A 20,547-nucleotide genomic window follows, 5' to 3' on the forward strand; every position below is an offset into this window, starting at 1 on the left:
TGTATTGATTTGTTCCTCAAATATACTAGATATATTTTAGCAATCAAAAGGTAGTAAATCGGGAACTAGATATGTTTGTTTTGCGTTTTCAGAATTGAAAATGTTTATAGAATAGTGAGTTTCCATTAATTTTTTAAAATTGTATTGAAGTCTTGGAAACTCAGTTATGAAGCCATGAAAGTTGGTTGCTGTTGATTTTAATGTAAAATGATATACAGCTTTTGTAGCGGCAATAGTAAGTGTTTTGTTGTATTTTTCATGCGCACCAACATGCATTACAAATGTTAAAAGTTGTGATTGAATGTTTTGCAACGCTTCTGTAATTCCATATTTTGTAATATGAATCCAAGCAAGTCTTAGATGTGCTTCATGACTAAATAATGAAGGATTAAATGTACAGTTTGCAAACTGTTTTTCGAATATTGAGTCTGTAAATTGAAAATGATCATTCATGATACTACAAGTAATTTTTATCCTTTCCGCTTAGATGTCGATTGTGTCGATTTTGGTTTGGGTTCCTTTTTTGGCATTGGTCCACGCAAGTGGATTACTAAACCATTTAAGAAGTTTCGTAAAATTTGATCACCGCAATTTTTATATTTTGGATGGTCTTCATTTCTAAAAAATGCACCTAATTCACTTTTTGAGATTCTAAAATCTACCAATTCTAAAATCTTTACAATATCATCATCACGGAGCTTTAGCGCTACACGTAATTTTTTGAAAACGTCGTTATTTGTTAATGCCATGCGGCAAAGATACTTAAATTTAATTTTTTGTGATTTAAATTTAAGACATAAAAAAAGCCTATCATATTGATAGGCCTTGCTTCATTAAGGAATAAAATATATATAGATATTAAATTACTCTCACGTCTACTGCGTTAAGTCCTTTACGTCCTTCTTTAAGTTCGAATTCAACTTCATCTCCTTCACGGATTTCATCAATTAATCCAGAGATGTGTACAAAATGTTCTTTGTTTGAACCTTCTTCTACGATAAAACCAAAACCTTTAGTGTCGTTGAAGAATTTTACTGTTCCTTTGTTCATTGTAATAAATTTAATAATTGTTTTAATAGTTGCAAAGATAATACCAAATTTAATGCGCCCGACTTTTTAAGGCTTTTTTTTTAGTTAGTTACAATTATTTAATATTGAATTTTTTAATTTTTTCGTCTAAAGCCGCGTCTTTTATGAGATTTTCAATAAGATGAAAATTTTTCTTTTCTACCGTTTTTTTAATTTTTCCTGCTTTTAAGTAGTGTAAATAATCGCAAGTATCTTGTAATGTGGAGAATATGTGCGAAGATAACAACACTATTTTCCCTTTTTCTTTTAATTTTTTTAATAGTTCTTTGATGATGAGATTACTTTGAATATCAACACCATTAAATGGTTCATCAAGTATGAAAATTTCATTATTTTGAAGTAACACGCCCGTAAGTGCTAACTTTTTTTTCATTCCTGTAGAATACGTTGTTGCATATTGCTTTAATGGAAGGTCAAAAATGTTTTGTGCGTCAAAATTTACATCTTTGATATTTCGCGCATTGCAAATCAATTGTAAATATTCTTTTCCTGTAATTTTTGATAGAAATTCAGGATTCGTATCTAAGAAACCAATTGTGTTTTTTATATTGTTTACTGAATATTTAATTTTTCCTTCATACGATGCTAAACCAGCAATACACCTAAATAGCGTTGTTTTTCCAGCACCATTTTCTCCAACAATTCCATTTATTTCTCCAGGTTTGCATTCAAGTTGAATTGCATCTAGAATTTGCTTTTTGGCAAATGATTTTGATAGATTGTGAATGCTTAACATGTCAAAATTGAATTTAGATTTTTGATAGATTTTCTATAGAATACTAATATGAATACGAATACCAAAGGCGGAAATAGCAAACTGACCAACAATGCCAATGTCTGAAATAGTGGAATTTGTGAAGGATAATTATGGTATTTTCCTAAGATAGTGAGTGCTACAAAACAAAACCCAAGAAATGTAAAAAGTAATGTAAATTGTAATTCTATTAACGGAAAACAAATGGATAAAATAATGATAATAGGCAATGTTAGTACACCACTAAAGCTGATTGCCGTTTTTAGTTTTTTGTATAAAAAGACTTTTGGTGTCAGTGCGTGAATCCAAACGTAATATAAAGGTTCAGGTTTGGAATAGTAGGACATGCAGGTTGCAAAAACTACGAGTAAACTAAAAACTCCAAGATTGTAATTGTTCACCACAATGGAAATGCATGTTAAGGAATATGCTAAGATAAAAACCCAAAAAGTATTTCGAAATCCGATGACGAATTCAAATGGTTTTTTACCAAAAGGAGTTGGAATTGTAATGCTTCTCTTTTCAAAATTGTTCATAAACGCAATTCCGATAGCAAGTAGTTGTAGTACAATTGCTTCCAAATAGCATTGTTTGAATATTAGAAATATGCTAAATGGAAGTATAAAAAATGAATTCTCTAACATTCTCACTTTCAAAAACGAATTCGTAGGAAAGCATTTTTTTAAGAAATCAGTTCGTTTTGTAGTTCCTAATTTCAAACTCAGTCCAAGACCGATCAACATGTAATAATAGTGAGCGTGTTGTACAGTGTCAAATAGAATTCTTGAAATTCCAATAAAAAAGGCAATAATCGCGGCAACACCAATAAGTGGAATGACACCAAACTCGTCAATATGACGATAGATACGTTTGCATTGTAATGTAAAATAGAATTTCAATATTGGTTGATTTCACTTCAAGAATCGAATATACAGATTATAATGTTTTTTGAAGATGATCGGAAGATTTTAGCGAATTATTAACGTGTTTAGCTAAAAGTATGAAGCAAATAACTAGGTGTTTCTACCTGTTTCTTAGTCTTAGGAGTTATACGCACTTCTAAAAAGTATAATTTTCTTACATTTATGCTGTAGGATAAAAACAGGTAAATCATTGTTTAACGATTTTGGAGTTATTGAAAAATATAACTTGTTTTTAGGTTACAATTTTGTTTAGTATATATAATTGAGAGTAAAAGCGCAATAGAAGCTGGTAAATTTGCCCTACCATTTCTTTTTGCGCTTTTATGTTTTTATAATTTTTCTTGTAACAATTTAATTTCATCACGGTATTTTGCCGCGTCCATAAAATTCAAATCTTTTGCCGCCGTTTCCATGGCTTTCCGTTTTTCACGAATCAACTTTTCAATTTGTGCTTTGGTCAAGTATTCCAAATCTGGTTCTGCCGCAGCTTTCGCTTTGATTTCATCTTCCCAAGAAAGGCTATCATCTTTTCCAAGAATATTGCTTAATGCTTTGTTTAAACCTTTTGGCGTAATACCATGTTTGGTATTATATTCAATTTGCTTTTCACGTCTGTATGCCGTTTCATCCATCGTTTTTTGCATGCTTTTCGTGATTTTATCCGCATACAAAATTGCTCTTCCGTTTATATTTCTTGCGGCTCTACCAACCGTTTGTGTCAACGATCGCGCTGAGCGTAAAAAACCTTCTTTATCTGCATCTAAAATCGCGACTAATGAAACTTCTGGTAAATCCAATCCTTCACGAAGTAAGTTGACACCAATTAAAACATCAAACAAACCTTTACGTAAATCTTGCATAATTTGCACACGTTCTAACGTATCAACATCACTGTGAATGTAACGACAACGAATTTGAATTCGCGATAAATATTTTGTCAATTCTTCCGCCATTCGTTTGGTCAATGTTGTTACCAACACACGTTCATCTTTTTCGGTACGCAAGTGAATTTCTTCTACTAAATCATCAATTTGATTTAAACTTGGACGTACTTCAATAATTGGATCTAATAATCCTGTCGGACGAATTACTTGTTCCACATAAACACCATCTGTTTTGTGCAATTCATAATCTGCAGGCGTTGCACTTACATAGATGACTTGGTTTTGAATGACTTCAAATTCTTCAAATTTTAACGGTCTGTTGTCCATTGCCGCTGGCAAACGAAAACCATATTCTACTAAGTTTTCTTTTCTACTTCTATCGCCACCATACATGGCATGTACTTGTGAAACTGTTACGTGACTTTCATCAACGACCATTAAGTAATCTTCTGGAAAATAGTCTAATAAACAGAAAGGACGCGTTCCTGGCGCACGACCATCTAAATAGCGCGAATAGTTTTCTATTCCAGAACAATAGCCTAATTCACGAATCATTTCCAAGTCGAAATTTGTACGTTCTTCCAAACGTTTTGCTTCTAAATGTTTCCCAATTTCTCTAAAATAATCAACTTGCTTTACCATATCTTCTTGAATTTGATGAATGGCATTTTGTAAAACTTCCGGAGAAGTCACAAACATATTTGCAGGATATATGGTGAGTTGTTCGTATTTTTCAAGCACATTATTCGTCGCTGGATCAAACGATTCTATTTCTTCAATTTCATCACCAAAGAAGTGAATTCTAAACGCAAAATCGGCATAACCAGGAAAAATATCTACAACATCACCTTTTACACGAAACGAACCGCGTAAAAAATCGGCTTCTGTTCTGGAGTATAAACTTTGTACCAAACGATGTAATAATTTTGTGCGCGAAATCACTTGTTCACGTTCTAGTTTGATGACATTTTTTTGAAATTCTACAGGGTTTCCAATACCATATAAGCAGGAAACCGAAGCAACTACAATTACGTCACGACGTCCAGAAAGTAGGGAAGAAGTTGTGCTTAATCGTAATTTTTCTATTTCTTCATTAATCGATAAATCCTTTTCTATATATGTTCCCGAAGTCGGAATGTAGGCTTCAGGTTGGTAATAATCATAGTACGAAACAAAATATTCCACCGCGTTTTCTGGGAAAAATTGCTTGAATTCTGAGTATAACTGAGCCGCTAACGTTTTGTTGTGTGCTAAAATGAGCGTTGGTTTTTCAACTTGTTCAATCACATTGGCAACCGTAAACGTTTTTCCTGAACCTGTAACTCCTAACAACGTTTGGTAACGTTCGTCAGCTTCAATTCCTGAAACTAATTCTTTGATTGCTTGTGGCTGATCTCCCGTAGGAGAAAAATCAGATACTATTTTGAATTTCATAAATGTAGTTTCTTTTTTGGGCGTTTCCTTCGGTCAGGCTTTCGGCTATATCTTTTTTATGTATTGTCATTACAAGGCAAATTTTAATTTGTTGTGGCAATCTGCTCCTTCACAAACAGATTACTTCGTCGCTTACTCCTCGTAATAACGTTGCAACGTAAAAAAGGATGTCGCTTCAATCCTTAACGCGATATTTTGCAAAAATAATGAAAAGACGTGAAGTAAAATTCTTTTAGGAAACTATTCCTCAATTACTTTTCGGGAGTTTCAGTTAATTCATAAACACTTAATTCATAATTATCACCATTTATAGAATATTGTTTATGCAACATATACAATTCATCTATACCATTATTGTTTAAGTCCATTGTGCTATACGTAACAGTTGTTGGGTTACTAAATAGTAAGGTGTCTAATTGTTTAACGTCATAACTTTTTTCTGTCTGACAGCTACAAAAAAGTGTTAAGACGGTTACAATGTTGAGTATATATGTTTTCAACATGATTACGAATTTAGTGTTTAGTTTCGCGAATATATTTTTTAGGAATTTTTACTTCGTCCGTTTCAAATGTCCAAACCATATTGGCAATCCACCAACGATTTTTAAGATAAACCAATTGATAACTATTAATGCCTCTTTCTTCATTTCCTTCAGAATCTTTGCCATAAAAACTTTGAAAAACATTGGCAACGCCATTAAACTCATTCACAACTTTCCCAGTTTCTACTTCATAAAATCCGTTGTCGTAATAACTATCTTTCAACGATTCTATAAAGTCTTCTAAGTTTACAGTTTCAAATTGAGTTTCATAGCTTTTGTCTGGCGAACGCACACTAAACGTTGCACTTGGAAGAAATAAATTTTCAAGCGCCTTCCAATCGCGTTTTTTGCCTTTTTCACCAGAAATAATAGTGAGCATTTTGGTTAAAACTCCGTCAATTGTTTTTACGGCTTCCGTATGTGTTTGTTTTTTCTGTTGTGCTGTAACAATCAATGAAATACTGAAAAATATCAACAATAGTAGTTTTTTCATGTTAGAATTTTAAGTTGTGTAAAAGTCTAAAGTAATAAAAGTCAATTGCTTTTTGTGTAAATGGTCTCTTTTTGAGATAGATTTAACAACATGTTTTTAGAAGTAGTGATGTGTTATTTTTTCTTTAATAACTGCCAAACAACAAATATCGTTTCCTTATTTATGGTATACGTTTCTGGAGCATTTTTTAATGGTGATAACGAAAATGAGAATGTTGCGTTTGGTTCAAAATTCCAATAATAACTATTTTGCACGCCATCTGTAGTTTCAACGTTCCATTGTGGAATGTTGATAAAAGAGTATTTACCTTCCCGATTGATGTCAATGGCAAATATTTTTAAATCTTCTGGTTTGCTATATTTTAATGTAATTGTAGCGTCTAAAACACCTTTTTTTGGCGAAGTATATACAATTGATTTTTCAAGATAGGTATCAAATAGTGAATTCCAACTGCCCTTGTTGGCATACATTTCGGAGAATTCTTTTTCAACCAATGTTGGATCATTTTCTTTCGGATAGACTGCTACTAGATTTTTTAGGTGAATTTCCATCACATTCGATGTTGGATCAACCGTAACGATGGTTTTTTCGGCTACGACCGAAGTTGTTTCTACTCCAAAGAATACACCTAATACAAAAAAGACAAGTCTGATTGCTTCCATCTAGTTTACAATATTATCGTTTTAAGGTAAAATGTCCTTTTACTTGAAACGCTTGATCACCATCTTTTATTTCTGCTAAGAACCAATAATCACTTGAAGGCATTCTTCGTCCTCTGTATAATCCGTCCCAACCACGATCATCTGGTCCTAAAGCTGTTAATAATTTTCCATAACGATCAAATATGTATACGACAGAGTTTGGCAAGGTTTCTATTCCGATAATGTGCCATGTATCGTTAAATGTATCATTGTTAGGTGTAAAGAATCCGATGTAGTCAATAACAACAACTTCTTCCGTTACTTCACCACAACCATTTATATCAGAAACCGTTACTGTGTGATATCCTGGCCCTACAAATTCAAATAGATTTGAAACCTGTGGCGTGCCACCATCTAACGAATATAAATAATCTCCATTTCCAGTTACGTTTACAGTGACAGTATTGTTGTCTGAAAAGTTTACGACATCAACATCAACAATGGTAGCCAATTCGGATTCGTTTACGGTAAAACTTGCAGATTCTGTACAACCAAATTGACTTGTTACGGTTACATCGTATGTTCCAACGGATGTAATGTCAATAGATGCTGTTGTTTCTCCAGTAGACCATAAGTACGAGTTTCCAATAGTTGAGCCAGCAGTTACTGTTAATGGAAGATCGTTTAAACACAACGTAATATCTTCTGGAAGATTTACAGTAGGTAATGGATGCACAATAGTCATGAATGATGTTGTACTATAACAACCTGTGTTTGTGTTTTCTACTCTTATGTATATGATTTGCTCATCAAAAGCGCTGTATAAGTTTGGTAATGGACTTACATTGTTTTGCGCATCTTCTATACTTACATGATAGCTTACCGCAAATACACCTGGGTTTTGCGCGCCTAATACTGTTGAAGTTTGTTGTGATAAATTGAATACTTGTGTAAAGTTTCCGTTGTCATCAATACAAGCTTCCATGTCGCTCACAGGATTTGCTATCGGATTCGGGTTGATGAGTACATCAATATCTGAAACAAAGTAACAACCTGTATCGTCATTTTCAGCTCGTATAAAAATGGTTTCTGGATTTGTAGCATACGTGTAAATATCTGGAAGCGGATTTGTTTCGCTGTCTGCATCAGCCGCCGAATTGTAGTATGAAAGTGAAACTCCAGTAGTATCATCAATAATGATTTCGTCTATTTGAGTTAAATCTACTGTTCCTGGATTTTCCGCAGCACAAAATGTAGCTTCTGGAACATCATTTAGTAATGGCGGTAAATTTATATGTAGTGTAAATGGAATGATGACGTAACATTGTGATATTGTATTGATCAGTCGTACAAAAATTGGTTGCGGATTGATTGAGTTTGTGTAGGTTGTTGGTGTTGCAATTGCGTTTGCACCAGTTTCTGCATCTGCTTCTAATTCATGATACGTAATTACCACATTATCTTGTCGAATGTTTAAAATGTCAAATTCGGCAAGTGTTAAGTCAAATTCAACTTGTCCATCATAATCTACATCACACACAGTTATATCAGAAGCCGCATTTGTTTCAGGTACCTGAATTACATTTACTTCAAATGTTACTACTGTAAAACAATCGGAATCATTGGTAACTCTTGCAAAAATTGCTTGCGGATTGGTTGTATTTGTAAATGTGTTTGCGATTGGATTCACGTCCATATTGGCATCATCTTCTGATAAGAAAAAGACAACCGTTAAGTTTTGAGGAATTCCTTGTGCAATTTCTTGTGCGGTAAGCGTAAGATCGAATGTATCAATTCCGTCATTCGTCACATCATCACAAACAAATATATCTGTTGGCTGATTGAAGAGTGGTGCAGGACTTACTTGAATGACAAAAGATGACGTTGCAAAACAATCAGGATCGGTATCATTTTCAATACGAACATGTATTGTTTGCGGATTCGTTTGATTTGCATAGGGCATGGTTTTATCGATTTCGTTCGTTTTATCCAAAGCATCTTGCGCAGTAGGATAGTAGAGAACGACCATCGCCGTTTGTCCGTTCAAGATTTCATCATCTCTGGTTTCCATGACGAAATTTTCTGTTTGATCTGTATCAGTTTCACACAGTTGATAAATATCGGTTGCTACAACTTCTGGAATTGTATTTACAATAACGGGAAGTGTAACTACTGTGAAACAACCTGTTGTTGCATTTTCAACACGAACAAATACATCTGTAGATGATGTTACAAATGCTGTAGGCACAGGAACTGAATCCGTTGTTCCATCTTGTGCACCTGCTAATGATTGAAAGAAATTAATGTTTATGTTTGTTGTGTTTGCAACAATATCTGGAATGCTTACAGTTACATCTACAGAAGAAATGCCATCCGTATCATCATCACAAATTAAAATTGGAGGCGGTTGTGTTACTGTAGGTGCAGGTAATATGTCTAACATAAATGATGAAACATCGTTACAACTCGTTGCAGGATTTGTAATTCGTACAAATATTTCTTGCGGGTTTGTTTGGTTTGCAAATGGAGCTACAATAGCATTGCTAAAGCTGTTTGCATCTGCTAGAGTAGCAAAATACGCAACATTAAAAGTTGTGTTTGCTCCTTGAATTGTGGTATTGAATTCGGTAAGATTTACAAGTGCAAAGCTATCGTCGTTGTTATCACAATAGGTTAATGTTCCGATAGTGCCTAGTGTTACTGAAGGATTTACAATTAAATTAAACGAAGAAACTTCCACACAACCTTCATCATCCATTAGTGAAATAAAAATTTCTTGCGGATTGGATGTATTTTGAAAAGGAACTGATGTGTCAATAGCGTTTACACCATTATCTCTATCATTTTGTGTAAGATAAAAATCGATTGTAATTCCATCTAAGTTATTTTGTATGCTAGCAGAAATTAATTCGAAATCAAATTCAAAAACACCATCATTACTATCATCATCACATCTATTAACATCTTCAATGCTTGTTGCTGTTAGAAGTGCGTTGGTGTGTATTTCAATAACAGATATTGCAAAACAACCTGTACTATCATCAGTAACACGTACATAAACAGTTTGAAAATCCATTATTGTATTGTTAAAAGATGATGGGTCAGGAATAGGATTTATACCATTTTGCGCCTCATTAATAGATGTGTGAACAGAAACCGTAACGCCTGTAAGTCCCATTGTGATTTCATTGACAAGATCAGTAAGATCAAAATTTGCAAAACCATCATGATCTGGATCACAAGCATCTATTAAGTTTCTACTACTTCCGCCTAATTCTGGAGCAACACTTACATTGATATCTAACGTTGTTGTTGTGAAACAACCTGTTTCTGTATTGACAACTCGAACAAAGACTGTGTCATTTGGAGCCGTATTTGTATAAGTTGTTACAATAGGATTGATATTATTATCCGCATCTGATTGTGAAAAGTGATAACTTACACCAAGTACAGGATTCATTCCAGTTATTTCATCATTTCTTACCGTTAAATCTGTAGCAACAATACCATCTGCATCTGTATCGCAAATATCAAACGGAGTCGGATCAGTAATGTCTGGTAATGTATTTACAATTAAATTAAAACTTGTAAATGCCAAACAACCATTATCTATATCTAATACACGTACAAATATTTCTTGTGGAGATGATGTGTTTTGAATAGCGTTTGGATAAGGATTTGTATTGTTTTCAGCTTCAAATTGAGTGGAATGATAGCTTATTTGGTAATTAGCAGGCGGAACAGTCGCTAATATTTCTGGATCTTTTATGGTTAGTGTGAATGTTTCTTCTCCGTCCTGAGAAGGATCATCACAAAGTTCAAAATCTGTAATTGGTCCTGCAGTTTGTGCTTCATTCAGCGCAACTTCTACCGTATCTTCAATGACACAGTTTTCAGTTCCGATTGGAATTGTAATTTCAACTCTATACGTTCCGCTTACACTCGCTGTAAATGTTGTTGTATTACTGTTTGGAAGTGCAACATTATCTCTGAACCATTCATAAGTAGCTAATGGATTTCCAATATCGGCGTTAAGTTCATACGAATCGGCACACGTTGTAATATCTGGACCAAGATCAACAGTTGCATTGAAACTATTTCCTTGAATAAAGATAGCAGAATCTGCATTTTGATCTGTTCCATCAGCAATAATTAATTTGATATGGTATTGTTGATTAGGAATTAGATTTGCTGTAGCGGTTAATACCGTAGTTCGTCCATTGTAGTTAGTGTCTCCTAAATTGTACCCTTCAAAGTATTCAGGATTTTCAGCAGGACAGAAACCTACAATTATATCATGAATAACACTTGTACTCACAGGAATATTTGTTCCAGGAACAACTGCAATATTTGTGTAAGGACTAGCGCTCCCGGTAGGTCGTATTAAAAAAGCAAAACTATCCGAATAGTTACAAGGGAAACTACCAGCATATTCTTCAGACGCTAATAAATAATTAAAACTTATTTGGTTGGTTACGGCAATAAAATCGAACTCTATGGAAGTTGCATTTACAGTATTGCTTAAATCTATTGCTGCATTTGTATCAATATCAGTATCAGTTCCCCAACTTAAATCTCCACTATTTAATAAATCTGTATTTAAAGAGTTTCCTGCTTGTGATGCACTTCCAGAAGTTAATACCAAACCATTTGCAAATGGGAAAGCAGAACCAGCCTGATCGAAATAAGCATAACTTTGGAGACTATTTACACTTCCATTGATGGAAGATGAAACATTTGAAATTTCCACACAACCTTCTGCGAGCTGTTCTACAAGTTGTTGTAATGGAATAGATTCATCAGTTGTTACTTGTTGACCAGAAATTCTATGGCAGGTAAATAGTATAAAAAGTATTAAAAAAACTTTTTTCATAGGAATGGGGTTAAGTCGTGTTTCCGACCTATATAACGTTAGCTGGGCAAACTTAGGCTATATCGGATATCAAATAAAATTCTAAGACAAAGATATACATTATTTCATGTCTGCGAAATTATTTTTAATAAGCTGTTAATCAATACTAAAATACAGAATAACAATGATATTAACGCATATTTTTACTAATTATTCTGAAGATAAACCCAACCTGTGTAAGTTTGTTCCAATAAAACGGTGTTTCCTGTTGTAATTGTGTCGTTTAAATAGAGTACGTAAAAGTATGTTCCTGTTGGAAGTTTATTATTTTTTGGCGTTCCTCTGTTGGCAAAACCATTCCAACGACCTGTATTTCTATCACCAACAAATATTAGCGTTCCAAGTCTGTTATAAATGTGAATTTTGTGATGTGGATGTGCTTCCAGGTTTAAAATATTAAAGACATCATTTTTACCATCACTATTTGGAGATAAGCCATTAGGAATATAAATTTCACAATCGTTTACACGAATCTCAAAAGTAGTAGTGCTAATACATCCATTTGTATTTTCAACAGAAATATAAATTGTTTGCGGATTGGTGGTATTTTCAAAAGTTGTAGGATTTGTAATTTCATCTTGAAACGAGCCGTCAGAAGCTAGTGTTTCAAAATAAGTAAACGTGATATTTGATTCATTACTGATTGTAGTTTCGTTTGTTGTAAGATCAAATATTGAAATCTCAGTTGCATCAATGGTGCAAGCAATTAGGTTTTCGGGTTGATTTAGGATCGAACTTTCTAACAATACAATATCAAAGGTAGCAATTGTTCTACAGAATGTGATGCTATTTACAACTTCCATATAAATGGTTGCAGGATATGAATTGCTTTCATATGCCGTAGGATTCATGATTGGATTCATCATATCCGAAGCATTATCAAACGTTTCATAATATTGGAATATCAATAAAGGATTGGTAAATAAATTTTCTTGTGATGTTAAATCGAATGCTAAATTCGGAGTATTATCACACAATTCTAAAGTATTCAATTGTGGAACTTCTGGAGAAGTTGGCAAGGTTATATTTTCTATGGCAATATTATTATCCTCATTAATTTCATCAACGGTTCCTGCGCCAGTTCCATCATCATCAACCACAATAGTCAAATCAAACGGATTTGCAATACTTGCAGGAACTGTGAGCGTGATTGTTTGTTGCACATTTCCATCAATAGGAAGTGTGAGTTGTGTTGTTGCTGTAGTGAGTAATACGCCATCGGCATAAAAAGCAATAGGTGTATTTTGTGGCAAAGCCGCTGTACTATTTGTGTTGAAAATTGTATAATCAATTGTTAATTCTCTGGAATCGCATGTCGTTTCAATCTCGTCTATAGTAACGGTTGCATCAGGAAGTTGACTATTCAAAACCGTGATAATATTATTAATCATCACAAAATCCTGACCAGAAGTAAGTGAAATTGTAGCTGTAGTATCTCCAATTGCAATATAATTTTGAATGCTGTAAAAATCAATATCCATATTATACAAATCAGAAGCGCCTGTAAAACTATTGGTGCCGTTGAAAGCGTTATTTGCAGGATTTAACGGAAAGTTTTCAATAATTGATCCGTTAATACGCAACGATTCGTTCACACTTAACGAGCGATCACCTTCCCACGCAATAAAACCTATTTTTGCGCCCATATTATCAAATACATTGAGGTTTTCTAGTGTAATTTCTAACGCATCTGGCACACTTTCCAAACCATCATAAACATTCAATTGATTCAGCGGTAAGGAAGGATTTTCATAAATTACAGTAATTGCCCAACCACCAAAGTTCGTTCCTGTCGGGCAATACGGATTGATAACTGAGGTTAGATCAAATTCACTTACGGTATACAGTCCATTTCCTTGCGAACTTACAATATCTGTAACATCAGCAAAAGCGGCGAAAAAAGTTCTATTTCCTGTTAAAGCGTCGCTAAAAGTTCTTGCGGCTGTAATAGGTATTCCGTTTAATTCAATATCAAAATCACCATCGTCCGAACCTGCCCAATATAAATATGCAGCAACAATGGTTTGATCTGTATTTAGAAATAAGCTTGCGCTAGAACTGGTATTGATTGTACAAATACCACCAGGACCATTTTCGGCTGTATTCATTGTATTTCCTAATGCGGTATAGTCGAAACGTCCGTTAAATTGCTGGAATAATGTAATATCTTGAGCAGTCGCTTTATATGTGTTGATAAAACAACCTAAAAATAGGAAAATACAGATGTACGTTAGCTTATTCACATATAAATGATTAATGTTTGAAAGTAACAAAATCTTGTCGCATAAAAAAACCGAAGGCTTAAAATGTCTTCGGTTTTTCTTTGTTTTTTAATTTTGATGTCAATTACCTCATGTCAAGCACTTGAGTCATGTGTAAAGAATTCACATAAAATATAGCGATACTTCTCTGAGAATTTTAAATCTCGATTCTTGAGTACATTATCTCTTCAATGTAAAATGATTGATAAACTCTTTTGGTGTTCCATCAAATGGATCTACATATTCTACTCTAAACCAATAATCTGCTGATGGCATTGGAGTTCCGTTGTAGGTTCCATCCCAACCAGCTCCTGCTGGACTTATTTGTTTTAGAAGCTTTCCATATCTGTCAAAGATGTAAATCTTCGCTGCTGGCTGGTTCTGTAATCCGATAATATTCCATGTCGGATTGTAAGCATCTCCATTTGGAGTAAAGAACTCCATAAAGTCGATCAGTCCAAAAGTTCTTACCAGTTCTCCACATCCGTTGGAGTCTCTAACCGTGATGGTATGTTGTCCTGGTTGTAAATCTGTAAAGATTCCATCTATTTGCCACTGTCCATCATCTAATTGATACTCATAACTTCCTGAACCACCTGATGCGGTTGCTGTGACAGTATGCGTATCTGAGAATGCTGGTGTGTTTACTGCAATATCCAAGGTTGTTGGCGCTGAAGAAGCTGTATAGGTTACACTATCATCAAAAGTACAATTGGTTGGATGATTCATATCGGTTACCGTTACACTATAAGTTCCTGCTTCGGTTACTTGTACCGTTGGCGTAGTTTCTGTTCCACTTGGTGTTGTCCATTGGTAGGTATAACCTGCTCCAAAATCGACTCCAATAGTTCTGATATCCAAGGCTTGTCCTGTAGCATCTACACACAGAATATCAGCTGCAGGTAAGGTAAATACAGGCAATGGATTTACTTGTAAGTTCACTAAGATTGGATCTGATAAACATCCCGTGATGGTTTGTCTAACACGTGCATAGAGCGTTTGTGGATTGGACATGTTTACATACGTACTTGCATTTGCAATACTATTGCTGTCCATATCCGCATCGGTAGCACTTTCATAATACACCACTTCCATATCAGCTTGTCCATTAATAATGGTTGTATCCAAACTTGTCAAATCAAAGGTTGCTGTGTCTTGATCTGTTTGATCATCTGCACATAACTCATAGGTATTTGGAGCAGTTGCCGTTGGAATTGGCTCAACACTGAGTTCTAGACTTGCAATGTTGTTGGAGTTGATACACTCAGTTGCAATATTCTCCACACGGATAAACACCGTTTGTGGATCGGTGGCATTCTCAAATCCATTGACAAGTGCCGCTGTTCCTGCCAGCGCATCTGCCACCGTTGGATGATAAGTTACTGTAAAGGCTGCAAGATCTTGTGGCGCTTCTAATAGATTCAGTGAAGCTGTTACCACATCCCACTCAAACTGTCCTGTGTTATCATTGTCATATTCACAAAATACATATTCAAAAGTTGCACTAGTTAGTACTGGTAATGGATGCACAATCACAGGAAGTGCTACTACCTTGTAACAAGGTAGCATATTGCTATCAATCTGCAAATCACTCTCCACACGTACATAAATAATTACCTCTCCATCAGTATTGGCAGTTGCCATATCAATACTATGCATGGTCGGATCAACAATGGCGTTTGTATCATCCATAGCATCTGTTTCGCTTGTGTGATAACTAACTGTTACATTGTTTTCATTATTTACAATCTCAGCTTCTGACAAAGTAAGATCGAATACTAAAATACCATCTGCATCATCGTCACATTGAGTCAGTGGCTCAGGCATGGTATTAGGTGTTGGAATTGGAAGCACACGAAGTGTCATGGTGATATCAGTGGTACATCCTGCGCTGTTGGTGGCTCTGATGTAGAGTGTTTGCGGGTTCTCCACATTTTGATACGCCGTTGGATCTACAATTGGTGTATCACTAGCTAGATCAGTAGCATTGGCATAATACGCAAGTGTTAAACTGGTATCGCCACCTGTGATTTCTAAATATTTCTCTGTCAGATCAAATGTTGTTAGCTCATCACTATCATCTCCACTTTCTGCATCATCACACAATGCAAATGGTATGGGTTGTACCAGTACTGGTGGTCCTACCACAATGATATCAAAACGACCAATGGCAAAACATTCCGTAGTATTGTCTTCCAATCGTACCCAAATGGTTTGTTGATTGGCTACAATGTTGGTATAATCCGTTAGATTTACAATTGGATTGAGAGCATCTGCTGCATCTTGCTGACTCTCATGATAACTCAGCGTGAAATCACTTGGTGTTTGAGTTCCATAGATTTCTGTTTGGGTCTGGGTCAGATCAAACATATCAAAACCATCCAAACTATCAGCATCATCACACGCTTCTATATCTGTAATCACGAGTGGCAATACTGGAATTGGCGTTACGGTAAGTTGTAACGGCGTCACGGTAAAACAACCTGTAATAGTATTGGTAGCAAGTACATAAATTTCTTGGCTATCCATCATGATATTCGTGTACGGACTTGCCAGTGGAAATAGGTTCTGCTGTGCATCAGCCAGTGTTTCATGGAAACTATACACCACATCGGGTTCATTGTTGATGATATCGTTTACTAAATCATCCAAATCAAAGAGTTGGAATCCATCATTGTCCTCATCACAGATATCAGCCACTAACATTCCGTTAGGGTTTAGTGTTGGACTTGGCAGTGGATTGACACTGATGTCAAAAGTGATGGTGTTTTCACAACCTGTGGTATCATTGGTGGCTTTTACAAAGATGGTTTGCACTCCAAGCTCTGTATTGCTATACATACTTGGATTGGCAATTGGCGTGTCACTAGCTAGATCAGCCATATTGGCGTAATAGTCAAGACTAATTCCAGGTGCGCTGTTTAGTAAATCTTCTGAGAGTGATGTTAGATCAAATACTTCAACACCATCATTAAGCGAAACGGCATCACAGAGTTCCAGTCCTGATAATTGTACCAATGTTGGTAATTCATTGACAATTAACGTTAGGTTGGTTACCGTAAAACAGCCAGTGGCTAAATCCTCCACACGCACCCAAATGATTTGTGGACTTGGTGGAATGTTGCTATAGGCGTTTGTGTTGTTGATCTCGCCTGCGTTAGTTCCTGCAATAGCATTTGCTTGTGTGTTGTAATAACGAACATTGTGAGTTAACGGATCTTCTCCGTTTAGAATGTCTGGTTCACTTTGCGTTAGATCAAACTGAGCAATACCATCGGTATCAGCATCACACTCGGCAAGAAGCGTGGCATCCATAGCGGCAATCTCTGGTGAATCGTGAACAATCAAATCAAGTGGTACGACATTGAAACATCCCGTAAGGACATTTTCAACACGTACATATATTGTTTGGTTATAGGCGTTGATGTTGGTGTAACTATCTGCCAATACATTGACATTGTTATCCGCATCTTCTGGTGTTTCGTGATAGGTGACAGCAATATTAGTGGTAACTCCACCTGTTACTTGATTTTCCGTACTTCTGATATCGAAAATACCGAAACCGTCGTTATCTGTATCACAATATTCTAACGGTGTTATTGGAAAAACTGTAGGCGCATCTTCAACAGAGATTACTAAAGAAGTTGTGACAAAACAACTTAAGTTTCCAGTTTCTACACGCACATATACCGTTTGCGGATTGCTAGTGTTTGTGTAAGGAATTGTTAATGGATTTAGATCGTTATTGGCATCAGTTTGTGTTAAATAATATTGCACTGAAAACCCAGGTTGATTGTTAACAATTTCAGCATTTTTTACATTTAAATCTACAGCAGTGAAACCATCAGATATTTCATCATCACAGACAATTAGATCGCTTGGCATGGTAACAATTGGAGGAATATCGAATAATAAATCAAACATAGTTGTATCATAACAACTGTTTCCAGCTTGTGTACTTTCTATTCGCACAAAAACTGTTTCAGCATTTGAACCATTGTACATTGTTGAAAGTGGATTTACATTATTATCAGCATCAAATTGATTGTTGTGAAATGTGATGTTGAGATCTGCCGCATTTTGAGTTCCTAAGACATCAGGTTCTTGCAATGAAAGATCAAAAATTTCAGTTCCATTATTGTCAAAATCACAAACAATCATATCGTTTGGTTGATTAGCTATTGGTTGCGTGTTTACACAGACTTCAAAACTAGTAGTGTCGAAACAAGTTGTGTTTACATCATTTTCTATACGCACATATATTCTTTCACATTGTGCCATGTTTGTGTATGGAAACATCAATGCATTTGTGTCATCATCAGCGTCTGTTTGACTTGGATAATAGTTTACAGAAAACTGAGAAGGATCAAGAGTCCCAAGTACAATTGTATTCAGGTTTGTGAAATCGAAAGCATTTACACCATCATTCGAATCATCATCACATATATTAAAATCAGCGATTGTGTTTGCTATTGGAATTTCATTTAATAGTAATTGGAAAGACGTTGTAGCAATACAATCATTTCCAGCTTCAGTACTTTCAATTCGAACAAAAATAATTTCATTATTCGAACCTGTATGCATTGTCGGAAGAGGATTAACATCATTAATAGCATCTAGTTGGGCAGCATGGAAAGTGATATTGAAATCCATAGCATTTTGCGTTCCTAAGATATCAGGCTCTTGCAGAGAAAGATTAAAGGTTTCTGTTCCGTCATTTCCAATATCACATAAAATTATATCATTCGGTTGGTTCGCAATTGGCTGTGTATTTACACAAATTTGGAAATCAGTTGTTTCGTAACACACAGGATTGTCATCATTTTCTATTCGAACGAATATTTGCTCGCACTGTGTCGTGTTTGTATATGGAAATGTTAATGCGTTTGTATCATTATCAGCATCTAATTGACTAGTGTAATAGGTTACAGAAAACTGGTTCAGATCTTGCGTTCCTAAAACCGTAGTATTAAGTGTTGTAAAGTCGAAAATAGCAATGTCATCATTTGAAGAATCATCACAAACATTGATGTCGGCTACAGGATTTGCTATAGGAGTTTCATTTAGAAATAATTGAAAAGACGTTATCGCAAAACAATCATTTCCAACTTCAGTACTTTCAACTCTAATAAATATAAATTCATTATCCGAACCTGTATGCATTATCGGAAGTGGATTTGCATCATTTAACGCATCTACTTGTGAAGCATGAAAAGTGATATTGACATCCGCAGCATTTTGTGTTCCTAATATATCCGGTTCTTGCAATGCGAGATTGTAGACTTCAGTTCCATCATTTCCAACATCACATGCTACCATATTATTTGGTTGATTGGCATTTGGTTGACTATTTACACAGATTTCAAAACTCGTTGTATCATAACAAGATACATTTGTGTTATTCTGAACACGAACAAATATTTGTTCACATAAATCGGTGTTTGTGTATGGAAATGTTAATGGATTTAAATTTCCAATGGCATCAGAAAGACTTAGGTGATATGATACATCATACACATTAGAATCTTGCGTACCCAACACATCACTGTTTAGATTTGTAAAGTTAAAAGCAACAGCTCCATCGTTTGTAAGGTCGTCACAAACAGCAAAATCACTTATAGAATTCGCAACAGGTGGCGAATCAATTGTAATGGTAAAACTTTCCTGAATTATTTCAGCACAACTATTTGTAATACTTACTGTATATGTTGTGGTAGCTGTTGGACTAAATGTAGGGTTTGGAATTGTAGGATTGCTCACTCCTATAATTGGCGTCCATGTATATGTAGTTGCTCCTGTAACTGTTGCATCAACAGAATCAACAATGTTTCCAGAGCAAATATTTTGATCGTTTAACGATAGAGAATTTGCAAACGACACATAATCAAAACAAACCCGTTGTAAGTTTGCGGCTCCTCCAGTAGATCCTGTAAAGCCAAAATATGCATCACTAATTCCTGAAAAAATATTATTTACAACATCTCCAGTGTATGAAAGTCGCAACGCGCAATCAAAATATACATCAAGCGTATTGGTTACTGCTGTCCATTCGATTCGAATAATATGCTCAGCGCCATCTTCAATATTTGTGGTTGTGGCTGAAGCTTGTACTGGTCCTGCTAGGTTTGTTCCTGCATTATGATTATTTACACCTGTACTTATGATAGCAAGATGATCAAAAAACGGATCCCCTAAATCGTTATTTTGCCAAGTGTCAAATTCGACTGCTAATGAGCTTCCTATTCCTTCATAGCCCATTCCACCTCCTAAATTCCCAATTTGGGGAGTTGGATTATTTTTTAAGATAAACACAATTCCGTCAGCTCCATTGGCATCATTTGTTCCAAAAAAACCTCTAAACTCAATAACAAAATCACTTGTCATATCAATTGGAGTACCTGACCAAACGGCTCCAGATTGGTTATTTATATTTTCTGTAATTTCGAAACAGTCACCTCCGATATCATTAGCGTCTCCAATTAATGAAGGCATCAACTGCGCATGAAGTTGACAGCTACATAGTATAAAAATTACTAAAAAACTTTTTAGAATAGAGTTGATTTTTCTGTTTAAAGTCATTGTCTTACAAATATATAAAGCAAATATGCTAATTA

12 protein-coding genes are annotated in these 20,547 nt (G+C 35.1%); all 12 read right to left on the bottom strand.

The annotated features are described in order from the left end of the window. Nucleotides 1-36: 36 nt before the first annotated feature. The 12 genes from ACQ654_RS21655 to ACQ654_RS21710 all read right to left on the bottom strand — a co-directional run bounded on the left by ACQ654_RS21655 (nt 37) and on the right by ACQ654_RS21710 (nt 20,425). The gene (locus ACQ654_RS21655; protein ID WP_430412432.1) at nt 37-453 is read right to left on the bottom strand and encodes a hypothetical protein; all 417 of its coding nucleotides are present in this window, start codon (nt 451-453) and stop codon (nt 37-39) included. Between the two features lie 17 nt (nt 454-470). Next, a complete protein-coding gene (locus ACQ654_RS21660) occupies nt 471-749 on the bottom strand; it encodes a DUF1456 family protein (protein ID WP_430412433.1) in 279 nt (92 codons plus the stop codon). A gap of 109 nt (nt 750-858) precedes the next feature. Further along, entirely contained in the window at nt 859-1,050 is a 192-nt protein-coding gene (locus ACQ654_RS21665; protein ID WP_298427232.1) for a cold-shock protein, read from the bottom strand. A 94-nt stretch (nt 1,051-1,144) separates the two neighbouring features. After that, a complete protein-coding gene (locus ACQ654_RS21670) occupies nt 1,145-1,825 on the bottom strand; it encodes an ATP-binding cassette domain-containing protein (RefSeq protein WP_430412434.1) in 681 nt (226 codons plus the stop codon). Next, on the bottom strand, nt 1,819-2,742 hold the full coding sequence (locus tag ACQ654_RS21675) for an ABC transporter permease (RefSeq protein ID WP_430412435.1): 924 nt from the start codon (nt 2,740-2,742) through the stop codon (nt 1,819-1,821). The genes ACQ654_RS21670 and ACQ654_RS21675 overlap by 7 nt, the downstream gene beginning before the upstream one ends. A 353-nt stretch (nt 2,743-3,095) precedes the next feature. Continuing rightward, entirely contained in the window at nt 3,096-5,084 is a 1,989-nt protein-coding gene (gene uvrB, locus ACQ654_RS21680) for an excinuclease ABC subunit UvrB (protein ID WP_430412436.1), read from the bottom strand. Nucleotides 5,085-5,335: 251 nt separating this feature from the next. After that, on the bottom strand, nt 5,336-5,587 hold the full coding sequence (locus tag ACQ654_RS21685) for a hypothetical protein (protein WP_430412437.1): 252 nt from the start codon (nt 5,585-5,587) through the stop codon (nt 5,336-5,338). 10 nt (nt 5,588-5,597) lie between these two features. Beyond that, nucleotides 5,598-6,119: a hypothetical protein gene (locus ACQ654_RS21690; protein ID WP_430412438.1), complete on the bottom strand. Its 522-nt coding sequence runs from the start codon at nt 6,117-6,119 to the stop codon at nt 5,598-5,600. 113 nt (nt 6,120-6,232) lie between these two features. After that, entirely contained in the window at nt 6,233-6,781 is a 549-nt protein-coding gene (locus ACQ654_RS21695) for a hypothetical protein (RefSeq protein WP_430412439.1), read from the bottom strand. 13 nt (nt 6,782-6,794) lie between these two features. Beyond that, complete coding sequence (locus ACQ654_RS21700) at nt 6,795-11,633, bottom strand: choice-of-anchor L domain-containing protein (protein ID WP_430412440.1); 4,839 nt, start codon at nt 11,631-11,633, stop codon at nt 6,795-6,797. Between the two features lie 185 nt (nt 11,634-11,818). Beyond that, nucleotides 11,819-13,915 (bottom strand): gliding motility-associated C-terminal domain-containing protein, encoded by a 2,097-nt coding sequence (locus tag ACQ654_RS21705; protein ID WP_430412441.1) that lies wholly within the window; start codon nt 13,913-13,915, stop codon nt 11,819-11,821. A gap of 198 nt (nt 13,916-14,113) precedes the next feature. Continuing rightward, on the bottom strand, nt 14,114-20,425 hold the full coding sequence (locus ACQ654_RS21710) for a lectin-like domain-containing protein (RefSeq protein WP_430412442.1): 6,312 nt from the start codon (nt 20,423-20,425) through the stop codon (nt 14,114-14,116). Nucleotides 20,426-20,547: the final 122 nt, after the last annotated feature.

Origin of the sequence: Kordia sp. (assembly GCF_965283645.1) — a bacterium.
Classification (GTDB): domain Bacteria; phylum Bacteroidota; class Bacteroidia; order Flavobacteriales; family Flavobacteriaceae; genus Kordia.